This window comes from Sutterella massiliensis (assembly GCF_016899755.1).
In the GTDB taxonomy this organism is placed as follows: Bacteria; Pseudomonadota; Gammaproteobacteria; order Burkholderiales; family Burkholderiaceae_F; genus Sutterella; species Sutterella massiliensis.
Window position 1 is genome coordinate 99,808 of the sequence record NZ_JACJJC010000003.1, and the last position, 18,441, is coordinate 118,248.

14 protein-coding genes are annotated in these 18,441 nt (G+C 61.4%); 6 read left to right on the plus strand and 8 right to left on the minus strand.

Features of this window, described 5'->3' with window-relative positions; genetic code table 11:
* The first annotated feature begins 2 nt into the window (after nt 1-2).
* The 3 genes from moaA (at nt 3) to H6A60_RS02970 (ending at nt 4,419) form a co-directional block, all read left to right on the plus strand.
* The gene (gene moaA, locus H6A60_RS02960; RefSeq protein ID WP_205101924.1) at nt 3-1,124 is read left to right on the plus strand and encodes a GTP 3',8-cyclase MoaA; all 1,122 of its coding nucleotides are present in this window, start codon (nt 3-5) and stop codon (nt 1,122-1,124) included.
* 290 nt (nt 1,125-1,414) lie between these two features.
* On the plus strand, nt 1,415-2,914 hold the full coding sequence (putP, locus tag H6A60_RS02965) for a sodium/proline symporter PutP (protein WP_205101925.1): 1,500 nt from the start codon (nt 1,415-1,417) through the stop codon (nt 2,912-2,914).
* A 245-nt stretch (nt 2,915-3,159) separates the two neighbouring features.
* Nucleotides 3,160-4,419 carry a hypothetical protein gene (locus tag H6A60_RS02970; RefSeq protein WP_205101926.1) on the plus strand — a complete coding sequence of 420 codons (1,260 nt, stop codon included), beginning with the start codon at nt 3,160-3,162 and terminating at the stop codon, nt 4,417-4,419.
* A gap of 156 nt (nt 4,420-4,575) precedes the next feature.
* Here the strand turns inward: H6A60_RS02970 and H6A60_RS02975 are convergent, their stop codons facing one another.
* On the minus strand, nt 4,576-5,340 hold the full coding sequence (locus tag H6A60_RS02975) for a hypothetical protein (RefSeq protein ID WP_239477554.1): 765 nt from the start codon (nt 5,338-5,340) through the stop codon (nt 4,576-4,578).
* A gap of 255 nt (nt 5,341-5,595) precedes the next feature.
* Between H6A60_RS02975 and H6A60_RS02980 the strand changes: the two genes are divergently transcribed.
* A complete protein-coding gene (locus H6A60_RS02980; RefSeq protein ID WP_205101928.1) occupies nt 5,596-6,720 on the plus strand; it encodes a metal-dependent phosphohydrolase in 1,125 nt (374 codons plus the stop codon).
* A 299-nt stretch (nt 6,721-7,019) separates the two neighbouring features.
* Nucleotides 7,020-8,465 (plus strand): alkaline phosphatase, encoded by a 1,446-nt coding sequence (phoA, locus tag H6A60_RS02985; RefSeq protein ID WP_205101929.1) that lies wholly within the window; start codon nt 7,020-7,022, stop codon nt 8,463-8,465.
* Between the two features lie 242 nt (nt 8,466-8,707).
* Here the strand turns inward: phoA and clpB are convergent, their stop codons facing one another.
* From clpB to thrC, 7 genes are all read right to left on the minus strand, one after another.
* Nucleotides 8,708-11,308 carry an ATP-dependent chaperone ClpB gene (gene clpB, locus H6A60_RS02990; RefSeq protein WP_205101930.1) on the minus strand — a complete coding sequence of 867 codons (2,601 nt, stop codon included), beginning with the start codon at nt 11,306-11,308 and terminating at the stop codon, nt 8,708-8,710.
* A gap of 296 nt (nt 11,309-11,604) precedes the next feature.
* Nucleotides 11,605-12,018, minus strand: a complete 414-nt coding sequence (crcB, locus tag H6A60_RS02995) for a fluoride efflux transporter CrcB (RefSeq protein ID WP_205101931.1) — start codon at nt 12,016-12,018, stop codon at nt 11,605-11,607.
* Nucleotides 12,015-12,482 (minus strand): molybdopterin synthase catalytic subunit MoaE, encoded by a 468-nt coding sequence (gene moaE, locus H6A60_RS03000; RefSeq protein WP_205101932.1) that lies wholly within the window; start codon nt 12,480-12,482, stop codon nt 12,015-12,017. The genes crcB and moaE overlap by 4 nt, the downstream gene beginning before the upstream one ends.
* Before the next feature lie 15 nt (nt 12,483-12,497).
* The gene (gene moaD / locus H6A60_RS03005; protein WP_205101933.1) at nt 12,498-12,755 is read right to left on the minus strand and encodes a molybdopterin converting factor subunit 1; all 258 of its coding nucleotides are present in this window, start codon (nt 12,753-12,755) and stop codon (nt 12,498-12,500) included.
* Between the two features lie 110 nt (nt 12,756-12,865).
* Nucleotides 12,866-14,071 (minus strand): molybdopterin molybdotransferase MoeA, encoded by a 1,206-nt coding sequence (locus H6A60_RS03010; RefSeq protein ID WP_205101934.1) that lies wholly within the window; start codon nt 14,069-14,071, stop codon nt 12,866-12,868.
* Nucleotides 14,068-14,640, minus strand: coding sequence for a molybdopterin-guanine dinucleotide biosynthesis protein B (gene mobB, locus H6A60_RS03015; protein WP_205101935.1), 573 nt, complete (start codon nt 14,638-14,640; stop codon nt 14,068-14,070). Before mobB ends, H6A60_RS03010 begins: the two co-directional genes overlap by 4 nt.
* Nucleotides 14,641-14,644: 4 nt before the next feature.
* The gene (gene thrC / locus H6A60_RS03020) at nt 14,645-16,078 is read right to left on the minus strand and encodes a threonine synthase (RefSeq protein ID WP_205101936.1); all 1,434 of its coding nucleotides are present in this window, start codon (nt 16,076-16,078) and stop codon (nt 14,645-14,647) included.
* 368 nt (nt 16,079-16,446) lie between these two features.
* Between thrC and H6A60_RS03025 the strand changes: the two genes are divergently transcribed.
* Nucleotides 16,447-18,405: a PhoH family protein gene (locus H6A60_RS03025; protein ID WP_239477547.1), complete on the plus strand. Its 1,959-nt coding sequence runs from the start codon at nt 16,447-16,449 to the stop codon at nt 18,403-18,405.
* The last annotated feature ends 36 nt before the right edge of the window (nt 18,406-18,441 follow it).

Below are 18,441 nucleotides of genomic sequence, written 5' to 3' on the forward strand. Positions count from 1 at the left end.
CCATGAGCGCAGGCGCCCCCGACAAAGTCATTCCGATCGAAGCGACCCGGCCTTCGATACCGGTTTTGCCGATTCCGCAGAGCGGTTCGGTGCGACGCGTCGACGGACACTGGCGCGATACGCTCGATCGGCCGCTGCGGGACCTGCGCATTTCGGTGACCGACCACTGCAACTTCCGCTGCCGCTACTGCATGCCGAAGGAATCGTTCTCGAAGAAGCACCGGTTCCTCGCCATGACGGAGCTCCTCACCTTTGAAGAGATCTTCCGCATCAGCCGCCTCGCGGTCGCCAACGGCATCGAAAAGCTGCGCCTCACCGGCGGCGAACCGCTGCTCAGAAAAGGAATCGAAAAGCTTATTGCCGACCTGCGCACCCTTAAAACCCCGGACGGACGGCCGATCGACATTGCGATGACGACGAACGCCTCGCTGCTCGTGCGCAAGGCGCAGGCGCTTCGCGACGCCGGACTCGACCGCATTACCGTCTCGCTCGATGCTATCGACGAAGGTATCTTTCAGGGCTTCAACGACGTGGGTTTTCCGGCCGCCAAAGTTCTCGAAGCGATCGACTTCGCCGTTGAAATGGGCTTTCCCGTCAAGGTCAACACGGTTGTTAAACGCAGCGTCAACGAACAGGAAGTGCTTCGCATCTGCGAGCGCTTCCGCGGCACGGGTGTCATCCCGCGCTTTATCGAATACATGGACGTCGGCACGGCCAACGGCTGGCGCATGACCGACGTCGTGCCCTCGCGCGAGATCCTCAACATGATCGCTGCGCGCTGGCCCGTCGAGCCGATCAACGCCCATTACCCGGGCGAAACCGCCACACGCTGGCGCTACAAGGACGGCGCGGGCGAATTCGGCCTCATCAGCTCCGTTACGCGCGCCTTTTGCCGCGACTGCTCGCGCGCGCGCCTGTCGATGGAAGGCCGTCTCTATCTCTGTCTCTTCGCAACGGTGGGGTACGACATCCGCACGATGTTGCGCGGCGGGTGCACCGACCAAGAGCTCGAAGAAGCGTTCGGGCGTATCTGGACCGTTCGTGGCGACCGCTACTCGGAGCTGCGCTCCCTCGGCATTGCGCCTACGCGAGACAAGATCGAGATGAGCTATATCGGCGGTTGAACGCACACCAGGAAAGCTTGGCCGAGCTCCTCAAAATGCCCCAGCAGGCATCTACTCGACGCAAACCGTTTTGAAGCGAAGGCACCGCATCGAAAACACGACGCCCTCGCTCAACATATACTTGAAGAACCGCGCGGCGACGCACGGCCGCCGCTTGCCGCCCGAATAACAATGAAACGCACCGTAAACAGGTTTCGCCGTTCAGTTCGGGCGACGCCCGAAACGCTCGGCACTCTCTCGGACGCCGACGACGCGGCTGCCCCTCACAATTCAAACAAGAAGGGTTATTAATGTTTTCCAATCCCACCGCCGTAACGTTCATCGGCTATTTGATTGCGATGATCGGGATCGGCTTCTTTGCCTATTTCTACACGCGAAACTACTCCGACTACATCCTCGGCGGGCGCAGTCTCGGCGGCATCGTCACGGCGCTCTCGGTGGGCGCCTCCGACATGAGCGGCTGGCTGCTGATGGGGGTGCCGGGGTCCGTGTATCTTTTCGGCATTTCGCAGAGCTGGATTGCGATCGGCCTCACGATCGGCGCCTATCTCAACTGGCAGCTTGTTGCAGCGCGCCTTCGCGTCTATACGGAAAAAGCGCACAACTCGCTCACGCTCCCCGACTATTTCACTCACCGCTTTGAAGACAAGGGCAATCTCCTACGCATCATCGCCGCGATCGTCATTCTCATCTTCTTTACGATCTACTGCGCCTCGGGTGTCGTGGCAGGGGCACGCCTCTTTGAAAACACCTTCCACATGGATTACGAGACGGCGCTCATCATCGGCGCGGCCGCCACGATCCTCTACGTCTTCATCGGGGGCTTTCTTGCCGTCTCCTGGACCGACACCATTCAAGCGAGCATCATGTGCATCGCACTCGTCGTAACGCCGATCGCCGTTTGCATGGACGCGGGCGGTTTCTTCGAATCGATCGAGCAGATCCGCTCGATCAATCCAAAGATGCTCGACATCATGGAAGGCCAGACCGCCGTCGGGATCATCAGTCTTCTCGCTTGGGGGCTCGGCTATTTCGGCCAGCCGCACATCCTCGTGCGCTTCATGGCCGCCAAGTCGATCGCCGTTATCCCGAATGCGCGCCGCGTCGGCATCATCTGGATGATTTTCTGCCTGGCGGGCGCAATCGGCGTCGGCTTCTTTGGTGCGGCCTACTTCTCGCTGCACCCGGCCGATGCGGGTCTCGTGCAGGAAAACAATGAGCGCGTCTTTATCGTGCTCTCGTCGCTGCTCTTCAATCCCTGGATTGCAGGCCTTCTGATGTCGGCGATTCTCGCGGCTGTCATGTCGACGCTCTCGTGCCAGCTGCTCGTGTGCTCGTCGACGCTCACCGAGGACTTCTACCACACGTTCGTTCGCCCGAAGGCATCCCAGCGTGAACTCGTCTGGTTCGGCCGCAGCATGGTGCTTTTGATTTCTGTGCTGGCCATTTGGCTGGCGAGCGACCCCGAAAGTCTCGTCTTCTCGCTCGTCTCCTACGCTTGGGCTGGCTTCGGCGCCGCGTTCGGCCCGGTGATTCTGCTCTCGCTCTGGTGGTCGCGCATGACGCGTAACGGCGCGCTCGCGGGCATCGTCACGGGAGCCGCAACGGTTCTCGTCTGGAACCACTTCGCCTGGTTCGGTCTCTATGAAATTCTGCCGGGCTTTGTCTTCGCCTCGATCGCGATCGTCGTCGTCAGTCTCTTGGACAAGGCGCCCTCGAAGGCCGTTGCAGAACGTCACGAAAGCGTACTCGCCGAGTTCCGGCGCCTTGAGGCCGAGAACCCGAGCTGAGTCCGCCCTGGGCCCAGCCGCGCGCCCGATGCTTCGGGTATGCAGTACGCTCAACGGCAACGTCGCGCGAAGCGGTTTTCAGACCGCTTCGCGCATTTTGTTGAAGTACCTTCACAATCCCGCCAAATGCACCGCGTGCCGATCCGCTTTTGCGCGCGCACGTTGGTAGAATGGCCTGCTCTTTACGAACATCCCGCACGCGCGCACAGCCATTCAATCTGCGCGCCGCTTCACTTTTTTGAGCAATGAGCACGAACAACAAGGCAACGCTAGACAAACTCCGCCAGATCCTCCCGTTCATTACGCAGTATTCGAACGGGCCCGATCGTACGCGCGCCATGCAGGAATTCCGACGTCTCTACGCGGAAGATCCTGTCGGTTTCGTCTATGCCTACGAAGCGGCCATGCAGACGCTCGCGCGCACAATCCCGCAGGAAGTCGTCAATCAGATTGAAGACTGCGCCGGGTACGAACTCGACAACATGCCGGTCTCGATCGAGAACAACGGCACGACGAGCACGCTCTACGCACTCGGCCTTTTTGCCTACGGGCTCGCCAATTCGCCGCTGCGCACCGAAAAGATCACGCCGCAGCGCGCCGAAGCGCTGCGCGAGATGCTTTACAAGCACTGGTTCGACGAAAAAGCCTGCGACATCCAGATCTACGAGCAGCTCATGCCGCTCACGCACCGCGTTGTCTCCGATACGCCCGCGGCAATCCGCTTTTTGGAAGCGATGACGGCCGAAGAAGCGCCCTTCGTCAAGCAGATCACTTCGCTCGACATGCCGGGCTACGACTCGGACTACGTAGACGAGGACGCCTCCGACATTGCTTCGCGCTTTCGCCTCATTCTGATTTCCGTCACGACAAAAAAGCGCAGCAAGCGCTTCTGTCTCAAGCAGCCCTATACCACGCCCGGCTTTGCCATGCCGGTGCTCGACGGGATGCGCTACACGCCCGACTACATTCTGACGACGCCCTGGGGGCGGGAATTCAGCCAGTGGGCGCAGGATTTCGCGGGCGAACTTCGCTTTTACGTGACGGACCCCGGCCTTCTTTCGGATACCCTGAGCTGCCTCGACTATGTGGTCGGCATCAAGCGCGTCTCGCTTGCCTATGCCCGCGCCACGCTTGACGAGGGTGTCGCCGAGCGCACGCTCACCGTGAGCTTCGGGATCTTCTCCGACCCCGTGCGCGGCTATTCGGAACTGCGCGTCGCGTTTGCGCGCCCCGATACCCCCGACGAACTCGTCGGCGGCGTGGCGCTGCCGCTGCCCGCCACCTCCTCCGATACGGCAGGCGACGACCTCATTCGCCACATCCGACTCATCATCGGCCTCGAAGGCATCATCACGCCCGATCCGGCAACCTATCACTACAAGGTGCTCGTTGCCGAACCCGAATCGGTCGACCGCCTCTTCAATACGCTTACGGGCAAGCAGGTGCCGATCAAAAAACGCGAGCACTCCTTCATCTCGAGCAATTCGACACTCATCTTCAACTGAGATCGCTAGAGCGCGACCGCTCCCATAAAGAAAACCCGAGACGACTGTTCGTCCCGGGTTGCTCTTTTTTTACCTCGAAGGTCTTGAAGCACTGCGCCCGCTTCACCGACGGAGAACGCGGTTCGGCGAAAAGGCGCGCCGCAGACCGCGCTGCGGTTACTTGGCCGTCGTCGGATGGCCTTCCGGCAGCGCCGGGTGACCTTCGGGGAGCGTCTTCGCTTCGGCAGCAGCCTTATCGCCCGTGGGGTTGCCGTCCTTATCGATGCCTTCGGTCTTTTCCTCGCGGATAGGCACCTCCTTTTCACCGAAAAGGAGGTCCGGACGCGCGTCGCGAAGCACCACTTCATCAGGGGCACCCGCCGTCTGCATCGAGCAGAAGATCATCGTCATTTCGCGATACGGCGCAACGTGGAAAGCGCGTTCCGTCTGACCGAATTCCGGATATTCGTAATTGGACGGACGCGTGTAGCTCTTCCAGGTGCTGCCCGGTTCGTTCATGCGGACAACGCGATTGGCATGCGCGGACTTGTGATTCATGTCCACGGCCTCCCAGTCGAGCTTGATCGCATCGACAACGGTCTTCCAGTCTTCCTTGATCAGCAGTCCCCAGAAATGCGTGTGCATGTCGGGCATGCCGAAGTAGCGCACGATTTCGTCGTTGACGATGTAGCCCGCGACCGTAAGGTCGTCGACTTCATAGGGCTTCTCGAAGAGCACGACGTCGAGCGGCTGCTTTTCGATCTTCATGTAGGCCATGTCCCCGTCATGCACCTTGTACTTTTCGGGGAAATGCTTGTCCTGAGCGACGGCCTTGAAGAAATCGGCCGAGCAGGCCTGAAGAGCCTTGACGACGGTCGTGTCCGCCGCATGCGCAGGCACCGCAGCTGCCGCGCAGAGGGCGGCCGTAGCCGCCAAAAGCATCTTTTTCACGTTTAGTCTCCTCGAGGGAAATTTGAGTTCTTGTGGGCGAAATCTATTCTTGCGCTTCGGGCTTTCGTCGGGCTTAAGGTCGAAGAATTGCTGCCTGCGGCTTAACGCGCGAAAAAAGCCGCCGCTCGCGTCATCGAAACGACGCGAAATCTTCATCGGCGCTCAACAGCACTGTCATCCCGTACGTGAAGAATCTGCACCGCGACCCGCAACGGTTGCCGCACAAACAACTTTAGGAAGAACCAGATGCAGGACCTTCACCTCGTTACTCGCCGTCATTTCTTTCGCAGCGCCGCACTCGCCGCTGGCGCGCCTTTCGCTGCCGCGATTGCTTCGAATCCGGTGCTCGCCGCAGCAGCGAACCCCGATCGGACGCTGCGCGTCGCGGACGTGCTTTCGATGACGCCTGTCGATATGGCGCGCGAAAGCCGCGTCGTCAGCGCTGCACGCACGTGGCTCGAAGGCTGTGCGAAGCGCTTGAACGACGCGAAGCTGCGCCAAATCGTTCTTGACGTCATGGCCGATCCGGTGCCGACCGTTGCGGTCGCCCTTGACGAAGCGGCCTGTCTTGAGACACTTCGTACCGAAGGACTGATCGACAAATCCCGCAAGACGCTTCTGCCGCCGCTTCCGGGCGACAAGCGAAGCGCCCCGCAGCCCTACTGGAGTGCACCTGGCTCGGGGTATTCGAGCCACCACGCCTACCCGGGCGGACTTGTGACGCACTGCGCGCTCAATGCGGCAAGCGCCGAGAAGCTTCTTGAAAACTACGAAGCGGTTTTCGGTCTCAAGCTCGATCGGGACGCGGCCGTCGGCGCCGAACTCCTCCATGACCTCCACAAGCCTTGGGTACTGCAGTGGCTCGAAGACGGCTCGATCCGAGCCGAAGCGCAGCTCGCCAAAACGGGAGAGCACCACGTGCTCTCCATCGCCGAATCGATGAAGCGCGGCGTGGCACCCCATATCTGCGTCGCACAAGCCTGTGCGCACGAACACCCGGGTACGCCCGCCGGTGAAGCCTTCGTAGTGGGCTTCATTCGTGCGGCTGCACGCATTGCCGGCCTCGATCCGATCAAGGCGGGATTCCTTGCCGAGGACGGCAAGACGCTCGCGCTGCCGCGCCGCATGGAAGGCTTCGTCGTGCACCTCGCCGACCACGATTTTGTTGTTGCGGGACCGGCCTGCCAGTGGAGCGCCGCCGCGCTCTCGACGCTCTTTGCCGACAAGTACGGCGTCAAAGAACGCGCCGCGCAGAACAAGCTTCGCAACTACGTCTTGGCCAACCTCACGGCGATGCGTCTCTATGGGACGCTCTCGAGCAAGGGCGAAAAGGCCTTTGCCGACGAAGTAGCGCGCGTGCTCAAAGCGTGACGCTCTCAGCGCGCACGCAGGCGCCCCCAAGTTTGACGCAAGCGCGAAAGAACGCCTCAAGCGATCTTCACGCCTGCGTCACGAACCCGTCATCGGCAGTTCACGCAATCTTCAGCAGCCCGAAACGGCTTCGTCACGCAGGACGCCTAAAGTTCTTCGCGTTTAACCGTAACAGCGCCCGATCCGCTCGAAATGCTCGAAGCCCTCGACGCGCTGCCGCCCATCCACGACCGGATCAACCGCAGTAAGTCTTTGCTTCGCACCGTTTCCGGCCGAACTTGCAACAGGAACAACATCCCATGAATTCCATGAAGCTCATCGCCGCAGCCGCACTTTCCGCCGTCTGCGCGCTTTCCGCCTCGAGTGCCTTCTCAGCCGACACGTCGTCCGCCATGCCCCTCATCGATCGCGCCGCCAAGGGCGACATCACGGCGCCCGGCGGTGCACGCCGCCTCTCGGCCGACCAGACGGAAATGCTTCGCGCATCGTTGAGCAACAAAACGGTGAAGAACGTCATTCTTCTCATCGGCGACGGCATGGGCGACAGCGAAATCACGGCCGCCCGCAACTTCGCCCACGGTGCGGCGGGCGCCTTCCCCGGACTTGATGCGCTTCCCGTCACGGGTCAATACACGCACTACGCGCTCGACGCCAAGACGAAGAAGCCCGACTACGTCACCGATTCGGCCGCCTCGGCGACCGCCTGGAATACAGGCGTCAAGAGCTACAACGGCGCGATCGGCGTCGACGTCTTCGGCAAGCCCCATGCTTCGATCATGGAACTCGCCAAAAAAGCAGGCAAGGCAACGGGCAACGTGTCGACCGCCGAAATTCAAGACGCTACCCCCGCAGCTGTCTTTGCGCACGTTGCCCAGCGCAAGTGCTACGGTCCGAACGTGACGAGCGAACGCTGCCCGAAGGAAGCCGCTGAAAACGGGGGCGCGGGTTCCATCTCCGAGCAGCTCATCAAGGCGCGCGCCGACGTGACGCTCGGCGGGGGCATGGCCTCCTTCAAGGAAACCGCCAAGGGCGGCGAATTTAAGGGCAAAGTTCTCCTTGATGCCGCACGAGAGGCGGGCTACCAAATCGTGACGAATACGAAGGAAATGCAGGCTTTGAAGACGGCAAGCGCCGATCGTCCCGTTCTCGGCCTCTTCTCCGAAGGCAACATGCCCGTTCGCCTGAAGGGCCCGCAGGCCAAGCACTACGGCAACATTGAGCTGCCCGCCGTTGTCTGCGAAAAGAATCCCGCACGCACGGCCGATCATCCGACGCTCGCGCAGATGACCGAAAAAGCGATCGAACTTTTGAAGGACAAGCCCAACGGCTTCTTCCTCCAGGTCGAAGGCGCCTCGATCGACAAGCAGGACCACAAGGCCAATCCGTGCGGTCAGTTCGGCGAAACGGTCGATCTTGACGAGGCCGTACAAGTGGCGCTCGACTTCGCAAAGAAAAACGGCGACACGCTCGTCGTCGTGACCGCCGACCACGCGCATGCCTGCCAGATCGTCGCGCCCGACACGAAGGCGCCCGGCCTCACGCTCGCCGTCATGACGAAGGACGGCGTTCCGATGGCCGTTTCCTACGGCAACAGCGACGATCCTGAAGACCAGGGCCACACGGGTTCGCAGCTTCGCGTCGCGGCCTACGGCCCGCATGCGGCCAATGTCTCGGGCCTCACCGACCAGACGGACCTCTTCTACACGATCACGAACGCGCTCGGTCTCAAGCGAGACGCGAAGTAAGAAGGCTTTCTGTACGCTTTCTGAAACGCCGCTGACGCCTGTGGCGTGCGCCGCAGCTTCTTCGAAAGCGCAGGCTTGCGGCGCACTTTCTCTTCTGAAAAGGCATCGGCAGAAACGATTTCGCCGAAACGAAGCACTCACTTCGTTTCGGCGAATTGTTTTGTAAGCCGCATGACCGCTTCCGGCAGGGCGCCTTCGCGAGTCATTGCGAAGGCGCCCCTAGAGCGGTCAGATCAAGAAGCTCAGCTCGCGAGCGCTCCCTTTTCGACTGCAAAGTCGAAGCGGCCGCCCGCGCCAGCATCCACGCGGACCTTGTCTTCGGGACCGGCCTTGCCTTCGAGAAGAAGGCGGGCGATGCCGTTCTCGATGCGGTCCTGGATCGCGCGCTTGAGCGGTCGAGCACCGAACTGCGGATCGAAGCCGACCTTGGCGATTTCGTCGAGTGCGGCCTCCGATACCTCGAGCCCGATCGTCTGCGCGGCCATGCGTGCGGCGAGCTGCTTCAGCTGAATCTTTGCGATCGCACGCACGTTCTCGGCCGAGAGCGCATTGAAGACCACGATCTCGTCAATGCGGTTGACGAACTCGGGGCGGAAATGCTCACGCACGTCACGCATGACCACCTCTTTGATCTGCTCGTGCGATTCGCCGGCCATCTCCATGATTTCCTGCGCGCCCAAGTTCGACGTCATGACGATCACGGTGTTCTTGAAGTCGACCGTCCTGCCCTGACCGTCGGTCAGTCGCCCGTCATCGAGCACCTGCAGGAGCACGTTGAAGACGTCGGGATGCGCCTTTTCGACTTCGTCGAGCAGAATCACCGAGTAGGGCTTTCTGCGAACGGCTTCCGTGAGGTAGCCGCCTTCTTCGTAGCCGACGTACCCCGGGGGCGCGCCGATCAGACGCGCGACGCTGTGCTTTTCCATGAATTCGCTCATGTCGATGCGTACCATCGCCTCGTCGGAATCGAAGAGGAATTCGGCGAGCGCCTTCGTGAGTTCGGTTTTGCCGACGCCCGTGGGCCCCAAGAAGAGGAAGCTGCCGTAGGGACGGTTCGGATCCGAGAGGCCAGCGCGGCTTCTCAGAATCGTTTCCGTGACGCGCCGAACAGCTTCGTCCTGCCCCACAACACGCTTTTCAAGCGCCTCGCCCATGTGCAGAAGCTTCTGACGTTCGCCTTCCATCATCTTCGAGACGGGAATGCCCGTCGCACGGCTCACCACTTCGGCGATTTCTTCCGCGCCCACAGAGGTGCGAAGGAGCTTGGGCTTTTCGGCCGAGGCTTCGTGCTTTTCGGCCTTGCGAAGCTTCTCTTCGAGCTTCGGGAGCACCGCGTACTGCAGCTCGGCAAGCTTTTCGTACTGAGCGCTTCTGCGGTACTCGTCCATCTGGCGATGGACGCGGTCGATTTCGTCGCGCGCGCTCTTTTCGCCGAGCGCTTCGCTCTTTTCCTTCTTCCAGATCTCTTCGAGGTCGGCATATTCGCGGGAGAACTTCGCGATTTCCTCTTCAAGGGCCTCGAGGCGCTTCTTCGAAGCGTCGTCGGTTTCCTTCTTCATCGCCTCGCGTTCGATCTTGAGCTGAATAAGCTTGCGATCGAGCTTGTCGAGCTCTTCAGGCTTGGAATCGATTTCCATCTTGACGCGTGCGGCGGCTTCGTCGATGAGGTCGATTGCCTTGTCGGGAAGGAAGCGATCCGTGATGTAGCGGTTCGAGAGCTCTGCAGCGGCAACAATCGCAGGGTCGGTGATTTCGACGCCGTGATGCGCCTCGTACTTTTCCTGCAGACCGCGCAGAATCGCGATGGTGTCTTCAACGGTCGGTTCGTCAACGATCACCTTCTGGAAGCGGCGCTCGAGCGCGGCATCCTTTTCGACGTACTTGCGATACTCGTCGAGCGTCGTCGCACCGATCACGTGCAACTCCCCGCGGGCCAGGGCGGGCTTCAACATATTGCCCGCGTCCATGCTCCCTTCGGTCTTGCCGGCGCCCACCACCGTATGCAATTCGTCGATAAAGAGGATGATGTTGCCCTCGGAAGCCACCACTTCCTGCAGGAGCTTCTTCAAGCGCTCCTCGAATTCGCCGCGGTACTTCGCGCCCGCGATAAGGCCGGCCATATCGAGCGAGAGAATGCGCTTGCCGCGAAGCGTGTCGGGCACTTCGTTGTTGACGATGCGCTGCGCCAAGCCTTCGACGACGGCCGTCTTGCCGACGCCGGGTTCGCCGATAAGCACCGGATTGTTCTTCGTGCGGCGCTGCAGAATCTGCATCGTGCGGCGGATTTCATCGTCGCGGCCGATCACGGGGTCGAGCTTGCCTTCACGCGCGCGGGCCGTGAGGTCGATCGTGTACTTTTTGAGGGCTTCGCGCTGGTTCTCCGCATCCGGATTGTCTGCCTTGTCAGAACCGCGAACGGCGCGAATTGCCTCTTCCATAGGCTTGCGCGAGAGGCCGGCTTCTTTGGCAAGACGCCCGGCCTCCGAGCGATCCTCGCAGAGCGCGAGCAACAGCATTTCGGTCGAAATGTACTCGTCGCCCGCCTTCATCGCCTCTTTTTCCGTGAGGTTGAGCAGGTTCATGAGTTCGCGCGAAACCTGAACGTCGCCGCCCGTGCCGCTCACCTTGGCAAGTCGGTCGATCGCGGCATTCGTTTCACGCTCAAGGCGCCCAACGTTCACCCCCGCACGCTCGAGAAGGCTGCGCGAAGCGCCGTCCCGATCGGCAAGAACGGCCGCGAGCAGATGCAGCGGCTCCATGATCTGGTTGTCGTGCTCGAGCGCAAGCGACTGCGCGGCACCGAGCGCTTCCTGGAACTTGGTCGTCAGTTTGTCCTGGCGCATCTTTCTTTCCACTCCATATCGGTCGGGATGCCGAAGTCCCTGCAGCCGCCGCTCTGTCGACCGGCAGACTGCTTTCATCGCATCGGCAAAAAGCTCTTTTTCTTAGCCCTCAACCTGCAGTCAATTTTCCTGCAGGGAATTCAAAGGACTTCCATCCCGCTTGTTGCTCATAATGACTATATGGGGACGATGCGAGGAAAGTTCAAGAGTGCGAAAAAAAAAGAAAGCAGAAAACGACGGCCGCCAACGAAAACGGGCCGCACCGTGCAGCCCGTGATCGGAAAAATGCTCGGACTTCAGCCGGCACGCCGCAGGACTTCTTCGATCGCGTGCCAGGAGAACATGCCGAGCGCCGTGAGAAGAAAGCTGCCGCCGCCATGCAGCAATACGTGCAGCGCCGCTCTCCCATAGTGCGCACCCGAAAGAAGTGCTACCGCTTCACTCGAAAAAGTCGAAAAAGTGGTGAGTCCCCCGAGAAATCCCGTCACAACGAAAAGCCGAACGGCGGGCGGCACTGCCGGGTGCGAAGCAAAGGCCGCCGCCGCAAGCCCGATGAGATAAGCGCCGATGAGATTGGCCGAGAGCGTGCCGAGCGGCAGCGTCGCCCACTTGGGATTGAGCGCATAAGAGAGCGCCCACCGAAGAACGGCGCCGATAGCGGCGCCGCTGCCGACAGAAAGAGCGACGAGCCAGAAAGGACCGTCTTTCATAGGCCGTTTGTCCAGCGGGCTTTGGCCGCTTCGTCGCTCTCACGCGCATCGACCCAGCGCGCGCCCGAGGGCGTCGTTTCCTTCTTCCAGAAAGGCGCTTCGGTCTTGAGCCAGTCCATGATGAATTCGCACGCTTCGAAGGCTTCGCGCCGATGCTCCGCACAGACGAGACAAAGCACGATCTGATCGCCGAGCTTCAAGTCGCCCACGCGGTGAATCACCGTGACGTCCTCGAGCGGCCAGCGCGAACGTGCCTTTTCAACGATTTCCGCGAGCGCTTTTTCGGTCATCCCCGGGTAGTGCTCGAGCGACATGGCGGAAACGGCTTCGCCGTCATTGCAGTTGCGCACAACACCGACAAAGGAGGCGATGCCGCCCGCAGCGGGCGAACGGGCTGCGGCAAGGCGAATTTCTTCCCCCGCATCGAAGTCCTCGGTCGTGACACGGATTTTCGTCGTCTTCATGATGCGCCCTTCGAATCAGCCGCCCGTCACAGGCGGAAAAAAGGCCACTTCGTCGCCGTCGGCAACGGGTTCGTCATCGTCGGCCATCGTCTGATTAACGGCGCCGCGCACGCGCTTGAGGTTGGCAAAGGCACCCGCCCAAGGATCACCCTGCGCGACGAGCGCTTCGCGAACGGCGGCAAGCGTCGTGCGCTCGCCGTCGAGTTCGAGCGTATCCGATGCACGACCGACGGCGTCGCGCAGCGCGGCAAAGTAAAGAATGCGGATCTTCATGCTCAAATTCCCTCAAAAAAGCCGCCGCGCGAATCGTTTCGGACAGATAGCCCGTTGGGATCTTCACGCGGCGTTTTGTTTGTTTTTCTTCGTTTTGTTCGGTGTCGGCGTCAGGCAAAGAACTGACAGAAGGGGTAATAAGCAACGATGTCGCCCTTTTGAATCTTGGCCCCCGCCGGAATGTCGACAAGACCGTCGGCCCACGCGCAGCTCGAAAGAACCTGCGAGTTCTGCGTTCTGTAGATGTCAAGGCCGCCCGCGTCATTGCGGCGCACGCGAACGAACTCTTCGCGCTCGCCAACCTTCGTCCATTCGAAGTCCGCGCGCACGTGCTGCGCGCGCATGTCGACATCGACAAGCCCCGAACGGCGCAGGAGGTAGGGGCGCGCAAGCATGAGGAAGACGACAAAGCCTGAAACGGGATTGCCGGGGAGTCCGACAAAGGGCACGCCCTTGACTTCGCCGAAGGCAAGGGGCTTGCCGGGCTTGAGGCTCACGCGCCAGACGTCAAGGCGACCGAGCCGCTCGACGGCGGGCTTGATGTGATCTTCTTCGCCCACGGACATGCCGCCCGTCGAAATGATCACGTCGGCCGACTCGGCCGCGTGCTCGAAAGCGCGCACGGTCGCCTCAAGACTGTCGGGAACGTTTCCGAGATCGATCGCTTCAAAGCCGAGCGTCACAAGAAGGCTTCGAAGCATGAAGCGGTTCGAGTTGTAAATCCCGCCCGGCGGCAGCGGTTCGCCCGGCTGCACGAGCTCGTTGCCTGAAAAGAAGATCCCGACGCGCAGCTTTCGGTAGACCGTTACGTACGCGCGGCCGATCGAAGCGACCATGCCGATCGAAGCGGGCGTGAGACGCTCGCCTTTACGCATGACGATGCTTCCGGCAGCGACGTCGGAGCCGCGTACGCGCACCCACTTGCCTGGGGCGCTCGGCCGCTTAAAGCACACCGTGTCGCCGGCGCGCTCCGTCTCTTCCTGCGGCACGACGGAATCGGCCCCTTCGGGCATGGGGGCGCCCGTAAAAATCCGGGCAGCCGTCCCGACTGCAAGCGGCTCGCCGACGTCGCCCGCCGTAATGCGTTCGCTCACGGGGAGTGCAACGGGATGCGCTTCGCTCGCCTGCGCAAGGTCGGCCGCACGAACGGCATAGCCGTCCATTTGCGAATTGTTCCAGCAGGGCACGTCGATCGGGCTCGCGATGTCCTCGGCGAGCACTCTGCCCGTGGAGTACATAAGCGGAATCGTTTCCGTCTCGGCGATGGGCCGGGCCTGCGCAAGGATGCGCTCGAGCGCTTCTTGATAAGTGATCATGAAAGGTTGTCCCGAAGGTCCACGATGAAGTCGGCCGCTTCGGCGGGGTGCGCAAGCGAGAGCCGCGGGAGCGACGGCGCAAAGGCCGGCTCTTCGAAATCCGTGGCAACAGCAGCCAGCACACCGACGGCGTTGCCCAAAGGCGGCTCGCTCGAAGCACCCGAGCGGCGAACCTCTATTTTAGGGAAGCCGCCCTCGTACTTGAAACCTTCAACAATGACAAAATCGAACCCCTCAAACTGCTTCAGAAGCGATTCGACGGGCTCGCGCTCGGGCGTTTCACGCAACAGCGCCCAACGCCGATCGGATCGCACGAGCACGGCGCGCGCACCTGCCTCTCTGTAGCGCCAGCTGTCCTTGCCGGGCCGATCCATATCGAACCCGTGGTGGGCATCCTTCAAAACGCCCACCGAGAAGCCGCGCGAAGCGAGCTCGGCAACCACCTGTTCGGCAAACGTCGTTTTGCCGACGCCCGAGCGCCCGATGAAGCCGACGACAAAGGGCGTCGTCGGCGCTTTCCTGTGCGCTGCGGCAAAGGGCTCGGCACCGCACGCTTTTTCTTCGCTCATCGAGTCACTCTCCGTTAGCAAAACGGTCGATCGCTTCGCGCACGGCCGCTTCGTCGCAGGCAAGCGAAAGCTTCTTCGGCTGCAACGCAAACGGATCGGCAAAACCCTCGGGCAAGCCCACCTCGACGCCGCACGCCTCGCGGATCATGCGAGGCGACTTCGCGGGCTGTACCGTTTCAAAGCAGATCGTCTTCACGCCCACCGGATGCAGATAAATGCCGCAGTAGAGGCAGTCGGCCGTATGCGGATCAATGAGCGTGTCGTACTCAAACTGCAGCGTGCTCATCATCTCGAGACGGTTGACGTGCGAGGACATCCCGGAAACGAAGCCCGAGCGGCGCAGCTTGGCGAACTCATCCGCCGCAAGGGTGAATTCACCCTTTTCGTCGATCTCGGCCATGAGCGCCTTGACGCGCTCGGCATTGCGATCGAGAAGTTCAAAGAGGAAACGCTCGAAATTGGCCGCACGCGAGATGTCCATCGAGGGCGACGAGGTCGCGAGCGTCTCGTTCGAGGGTCTCGGGCAATAGGTCCCCGTGCGGAAGAAACGATCCATCGCGTCGTTTTCGTTTGTCGCCACAATGATGCGCATGATCGGCAACCCCATGCGCTTGGCGACCCAGCCCGCGAAGGCGTTGCCGAAATTGCCCGCAGGCACCGTAAAGACCACTTCTTCGCCGACGGCGTCGACCGCCTGCGCATACGCGTAGAAGTACGCGGCCACCTGCGTCACAATGCGCGCCCAAAGCACCGTGTTGATGGCGGCAAGTCGACCCTTGGCGCGGAAGGCCTCATCCTGCAGAAGGCGCGTCACGAGCGCCTGGCAGTCGTCGAACGTGCCGTCAATCTCGATATTGAGAACGTTCTTGTCGCGGTTGGCATAGAGCTGCGCAGCCTGAAACCGCGTCATGCGCCCCTTGGGCGCGAGCATCACGACCTTGACGTCGTCGCGCCCGCCGAAATGCGCCTCGCAGGACGCTCCCATGTCGCCCGTCGTGGCGCCGAGGAAAGTGAGCGGCGGCTTAAAGGGCGCGAGTTTGCGCTCGTAGGCAAGCGACAGAAATCGCATGCTGTGGTCGTCAAACGAGAGGCTCGCGCCGTTGGCGAGCTCCATAAGCGCAACACCGTCGCGCAGCCACGAGAGCGGCGCACAGTCGAAATTGTCGATCTGGTCACGCCCGTACGGAAAGTGTTTCGGCTGAAAGGCATCGCGGCAAAGCAGCCACAGCGACTCCTCGGAGAGCTCCGGCCAGAAGAGACGGAAGGTGCTGTAGACGATGCCTGGGTATTCTTCGCCGAGCAGGCCCTTGAGTTCGTGCTTGTCGAGCTTCGGATAGGATTCGGGCAGATACAGACCGCCGTCGGCGGCGTAGCCTTCGAAAAGAATGTCCGCGAAGGTTTTTCCGGCAGCGTCGCCGCGCGTCGAAATGTAATGCATCGTGGAGAGCCTCCGTTTCGAGGGGTTGCATTTTTGTAGCGGGCTCGCGGCGCAGCTGCCGCAGGGGCGAGCTCGGCACGAAAACCCGATTCGTAATGCCTATGCTACTCGAACTCCTCCGGCCGAAGAGAGGCGCTTTCCACGGAAAAAGGAAGTAGCCGCGAAGGCCTAGGCTTTAGGTCTTACTGGAAACCGAGCGCCGATCGCACGCGCTCGAAAAAAAACGAGCGTACGCGCGCGCCACGAGCGACATACGAACGTCATCCGCGCCGAATAGAATGAAACGTGAAAGGTGCGCCGCTATCCTTCGGGATTGCGGCGCGCAGCCCGCTCGTTTCTTTTCGGCCTCTGCGCCGCTTATTTTCGACATGCCGCTTCCGAAAGCTCCCAGCAAACTCGCAGACATTCTTGAAGACTACGGTGCTCCCGCCGAACCCGAAGACGTTCGACTGAAGCATCAGGCGCCGAAACGCCGTAAAAAGGCGGCAGATGCTGCCGCAATGCCCGCAGCAGATACAACTGATACGACTGAAACGACTGAAGCCCCCGCAGCGGCTGCGACCCGCGACGCAGAGGCTGCACCGAAAGCGGCAGCCAAAGCGCGCGCTTCGAAGGGTACGAAGACCGCGGCCCAAACCGCTGCCAAGACGAGCACCGCCACCGCCAAGGGCACCCAGGCCCGAGCAAAGACGGTGAAAGCCTCGACGAAAACGGCTGACAAGGCGCCCGCAGAACAGGCAGTTAAGCAAACGGTCAAACGAACGGTCAAAGCGTCGGCAAAGCGCGGTCGGAAAGCCGTCGAAGCACTCGAATCCACTATGCTGGCCTCGAGCGCCGAAATCGTCACGAGCGCATCGTCGCAGCCTGCCGCTCCCGCTTTCGCCGCAGCACTCGCTCCGAAGAGCGGCGCGCGCGATCGGCGCGGGCGCGCCCCGACGCCGCAAAACTTGAAGAAGCTCTTCGTGCTCGACACGAATGTCCTCATGCACGATCCGCTTTCGCTCTTCAAGTTCGATGAGCATGACGTGTTTCTGCCGATGACGACGCTCGAAGAGCTCGACAACCACAAAAAGGGCCTCACGGATGTCGCGCGCAACGCGCGCTCGGTGAGTCGCACGCTCGACGCGCTCATTGAAGCCAACGACGGTCAGATTCGCGAAGGCGTACCCTTGGCGCTTCTCGGCAACGCCGAAGCGCGCGGGCGCCTCTGGTTCGAAACCGAACCCCTTGAAGCGGAGCTCCCTGCGATGCTGCCAACCTTCAAGGGCGACAATTCGATTCTCGCAACCGTCAAGGGCGTGCAGGAAGCGTTCCCCGAGCGCGCCGCCGTACTCGTCTCCAAAGACATCAATATGCGCATCAAGGCGACGACGCTCGGCATTCCCGCGGAAGACTACTTCAGCGACAAAGCGCTCGACGACACCGACATGCTCTACACGGGGCGACTTCTTCTCGAAGCCGACTTCTGGGAAAAGACCGCACCGACGCTTCGCTCCTGGCAGGATGCGGGCGCAACGCACTACGAATTCGAAGCCGAGGATCCCTCGCGCTTCATCGTGAACGAGTGTCTCGCCATCGACGGCGACGAAGGCTTCATGGCAATCGTCACCGACGTTTCGGGCAAGAAAGTCACGATGCGGCTTTTGCGGGACTACCGTGCCAAGGGCCGCTTCAAGGTCTGGGGCATTCACGCGCGCAACCGCGAGCAGAACATGGCGCTCAACCTCCTCATGGATCCGGAAATCGACTTTGTCGCGATTCTCGGCCAGGCGGGCACGGGCAAGACCCTCATGACGCTCGCTGCCGCGCTCGCACAGACGATCGACGAGCGGCGCTTCTCCGAAATCATCGTCACGCGCGCCACCGTGAGCGTCGGCGAGGACATCGGTTTTCTGCCCGGCACAGAAGAGGAAAAGATGGCGCCCTGGATGGGAGCGCTCGAAGACAACCTCGAGGTGCTGCACCGCACCGATTCGGGCGGCGAGTGGGGCCGCCAGGCTTCGCTCGACCTCATCAAGAGCCGCATCCGCATCAAGTCGATGAGCTTCATGCGCGGGCGCACGTTCCTGCAGAAATTCGTCATCATCGACGAAGCGCAGAACCTATCGCCCAAGCAGATGAAGACGCTCATTACCCGCGCGGGCCCGGGTACGAAGATCGTGTGCCTCGGCAACATCGCGCAGATCGACACGCCCTATCTCACGGAAGGAAGCTCCGGCCTCACGTACGTCGTCGAACGCTTCCAGGGCTGGCCGCATGCAGCGACGATCACGCTCACCCGCGGCGAACGCTCGCGTCTTGCCGAATTCGCAGCCGAAGCGCTCTGACGTGCAAAATTGGCTGCTAGGAGCCGCTCAGAACGC

What these genes read in the sequence shown, in the direction of transcription:
- moaA (WP_205101924.1), top strand. Translation starts at nt 3, where the DNA reads ATGAGCGCAGGCGCCCCCGACAAAGTCATTCCGATCGAAGCGACCCGG.
- putP (WP_205101925.1), top strand. Translation starts at nt 1,415, where the DNA reads ATGTTTTCCAATCCCACCGCCGTAACGTTCATCGGCTATTTGATTGCG.
- H6A60_RS02970 (WP_205101926.1), top strand. Translation starts at nt 3,160, where the DNA reads ATGAGCACGAACAACAAGGCAACGCTAGACAAACTCCGCCAGATCCTC.
- H6A60_RS02975 (WP_239477554.1), bottom strand. Translation starts at nt 5,340, where the DNA reads ATGCTTTTGGCGGCTACGGCCGCCCTCTGCGCGGCAGCTGCGGTGCCT.
- H6A60_RS02980 (WP_205101928.1), top strand. Translation starts at nt 5,596, where the DNA reads ATGCAGGACCTTCACCTCGTTACTCGCCGTCATTTCTTTCGCAGCGCC.
- phoA (WP_205101929.1), top strand. Translation starts at nt 7,020, where the DNA reads ATGAATTCCATGAAGCTCATCGCCGCAGCCGCACTTTCCGCCGTCTGC.
- clpB (WP_205101930.1), bottom strand. Translation starts at nt 11,308, where the DNA reads ATGCGCCAGGACAAACTGACGACCAAGTTCCAGGAAGCGCTCGGTGCC.
- crcB (WP_205101931.1), bottom strand. Translation starts at nt 12,018, where the DNA reads ATGAAAGACGGTCCTTTCTGGCTCGTCGCTCTTTCTGTCGGCAGCGGC.
- moaE (WP_205101932.1), bottom strand. Translation starts at nt 12,482, where the DNA reads ATGAAGACGACGAAAATCCGTGTCACGACCGAGGACTTCGATGCGGGG.
- moaD (WP_205101933.1), bottom strand. Translation starts at nt 12,755, where the DNA reads ATGAAGATCCGCATTCTTTACTTTGCCGCGCTGCGCGACGCCGTCGGT.
- H6A60_RS03010 (WP_205101934.1), bottom strand. Translation starts at nt 14,071, where the DNA reads ATGATCACTTATCAAGAAGCGCTCGAGCGCATCCTTGCGCAGGCCCGG.
- mobB (WP_205101935.1), bottom strand. Translation starts at nt 14,640, where the DNA reads ATGAGCGAAGAAAAAGCGTGCGGTGCCGAGCCCTTTGCCGCAGCGCAC.
- thrC (WP_205101936.1), bottom strand. Translation starts at nt 16,078, where the DNA reads ATGCATTACATTTCGACGCGCGGCGACGCTGCCGGAAAAACCTTCGCG.
- H6A60_RS03025 (WP_239477547.1), top strand. Translation starts at nt 16,447, where the DNA reads ATGCCGCTTCCGAAAGCTCCCAGCAAACTCGCAGACATTCTTGAAGAC.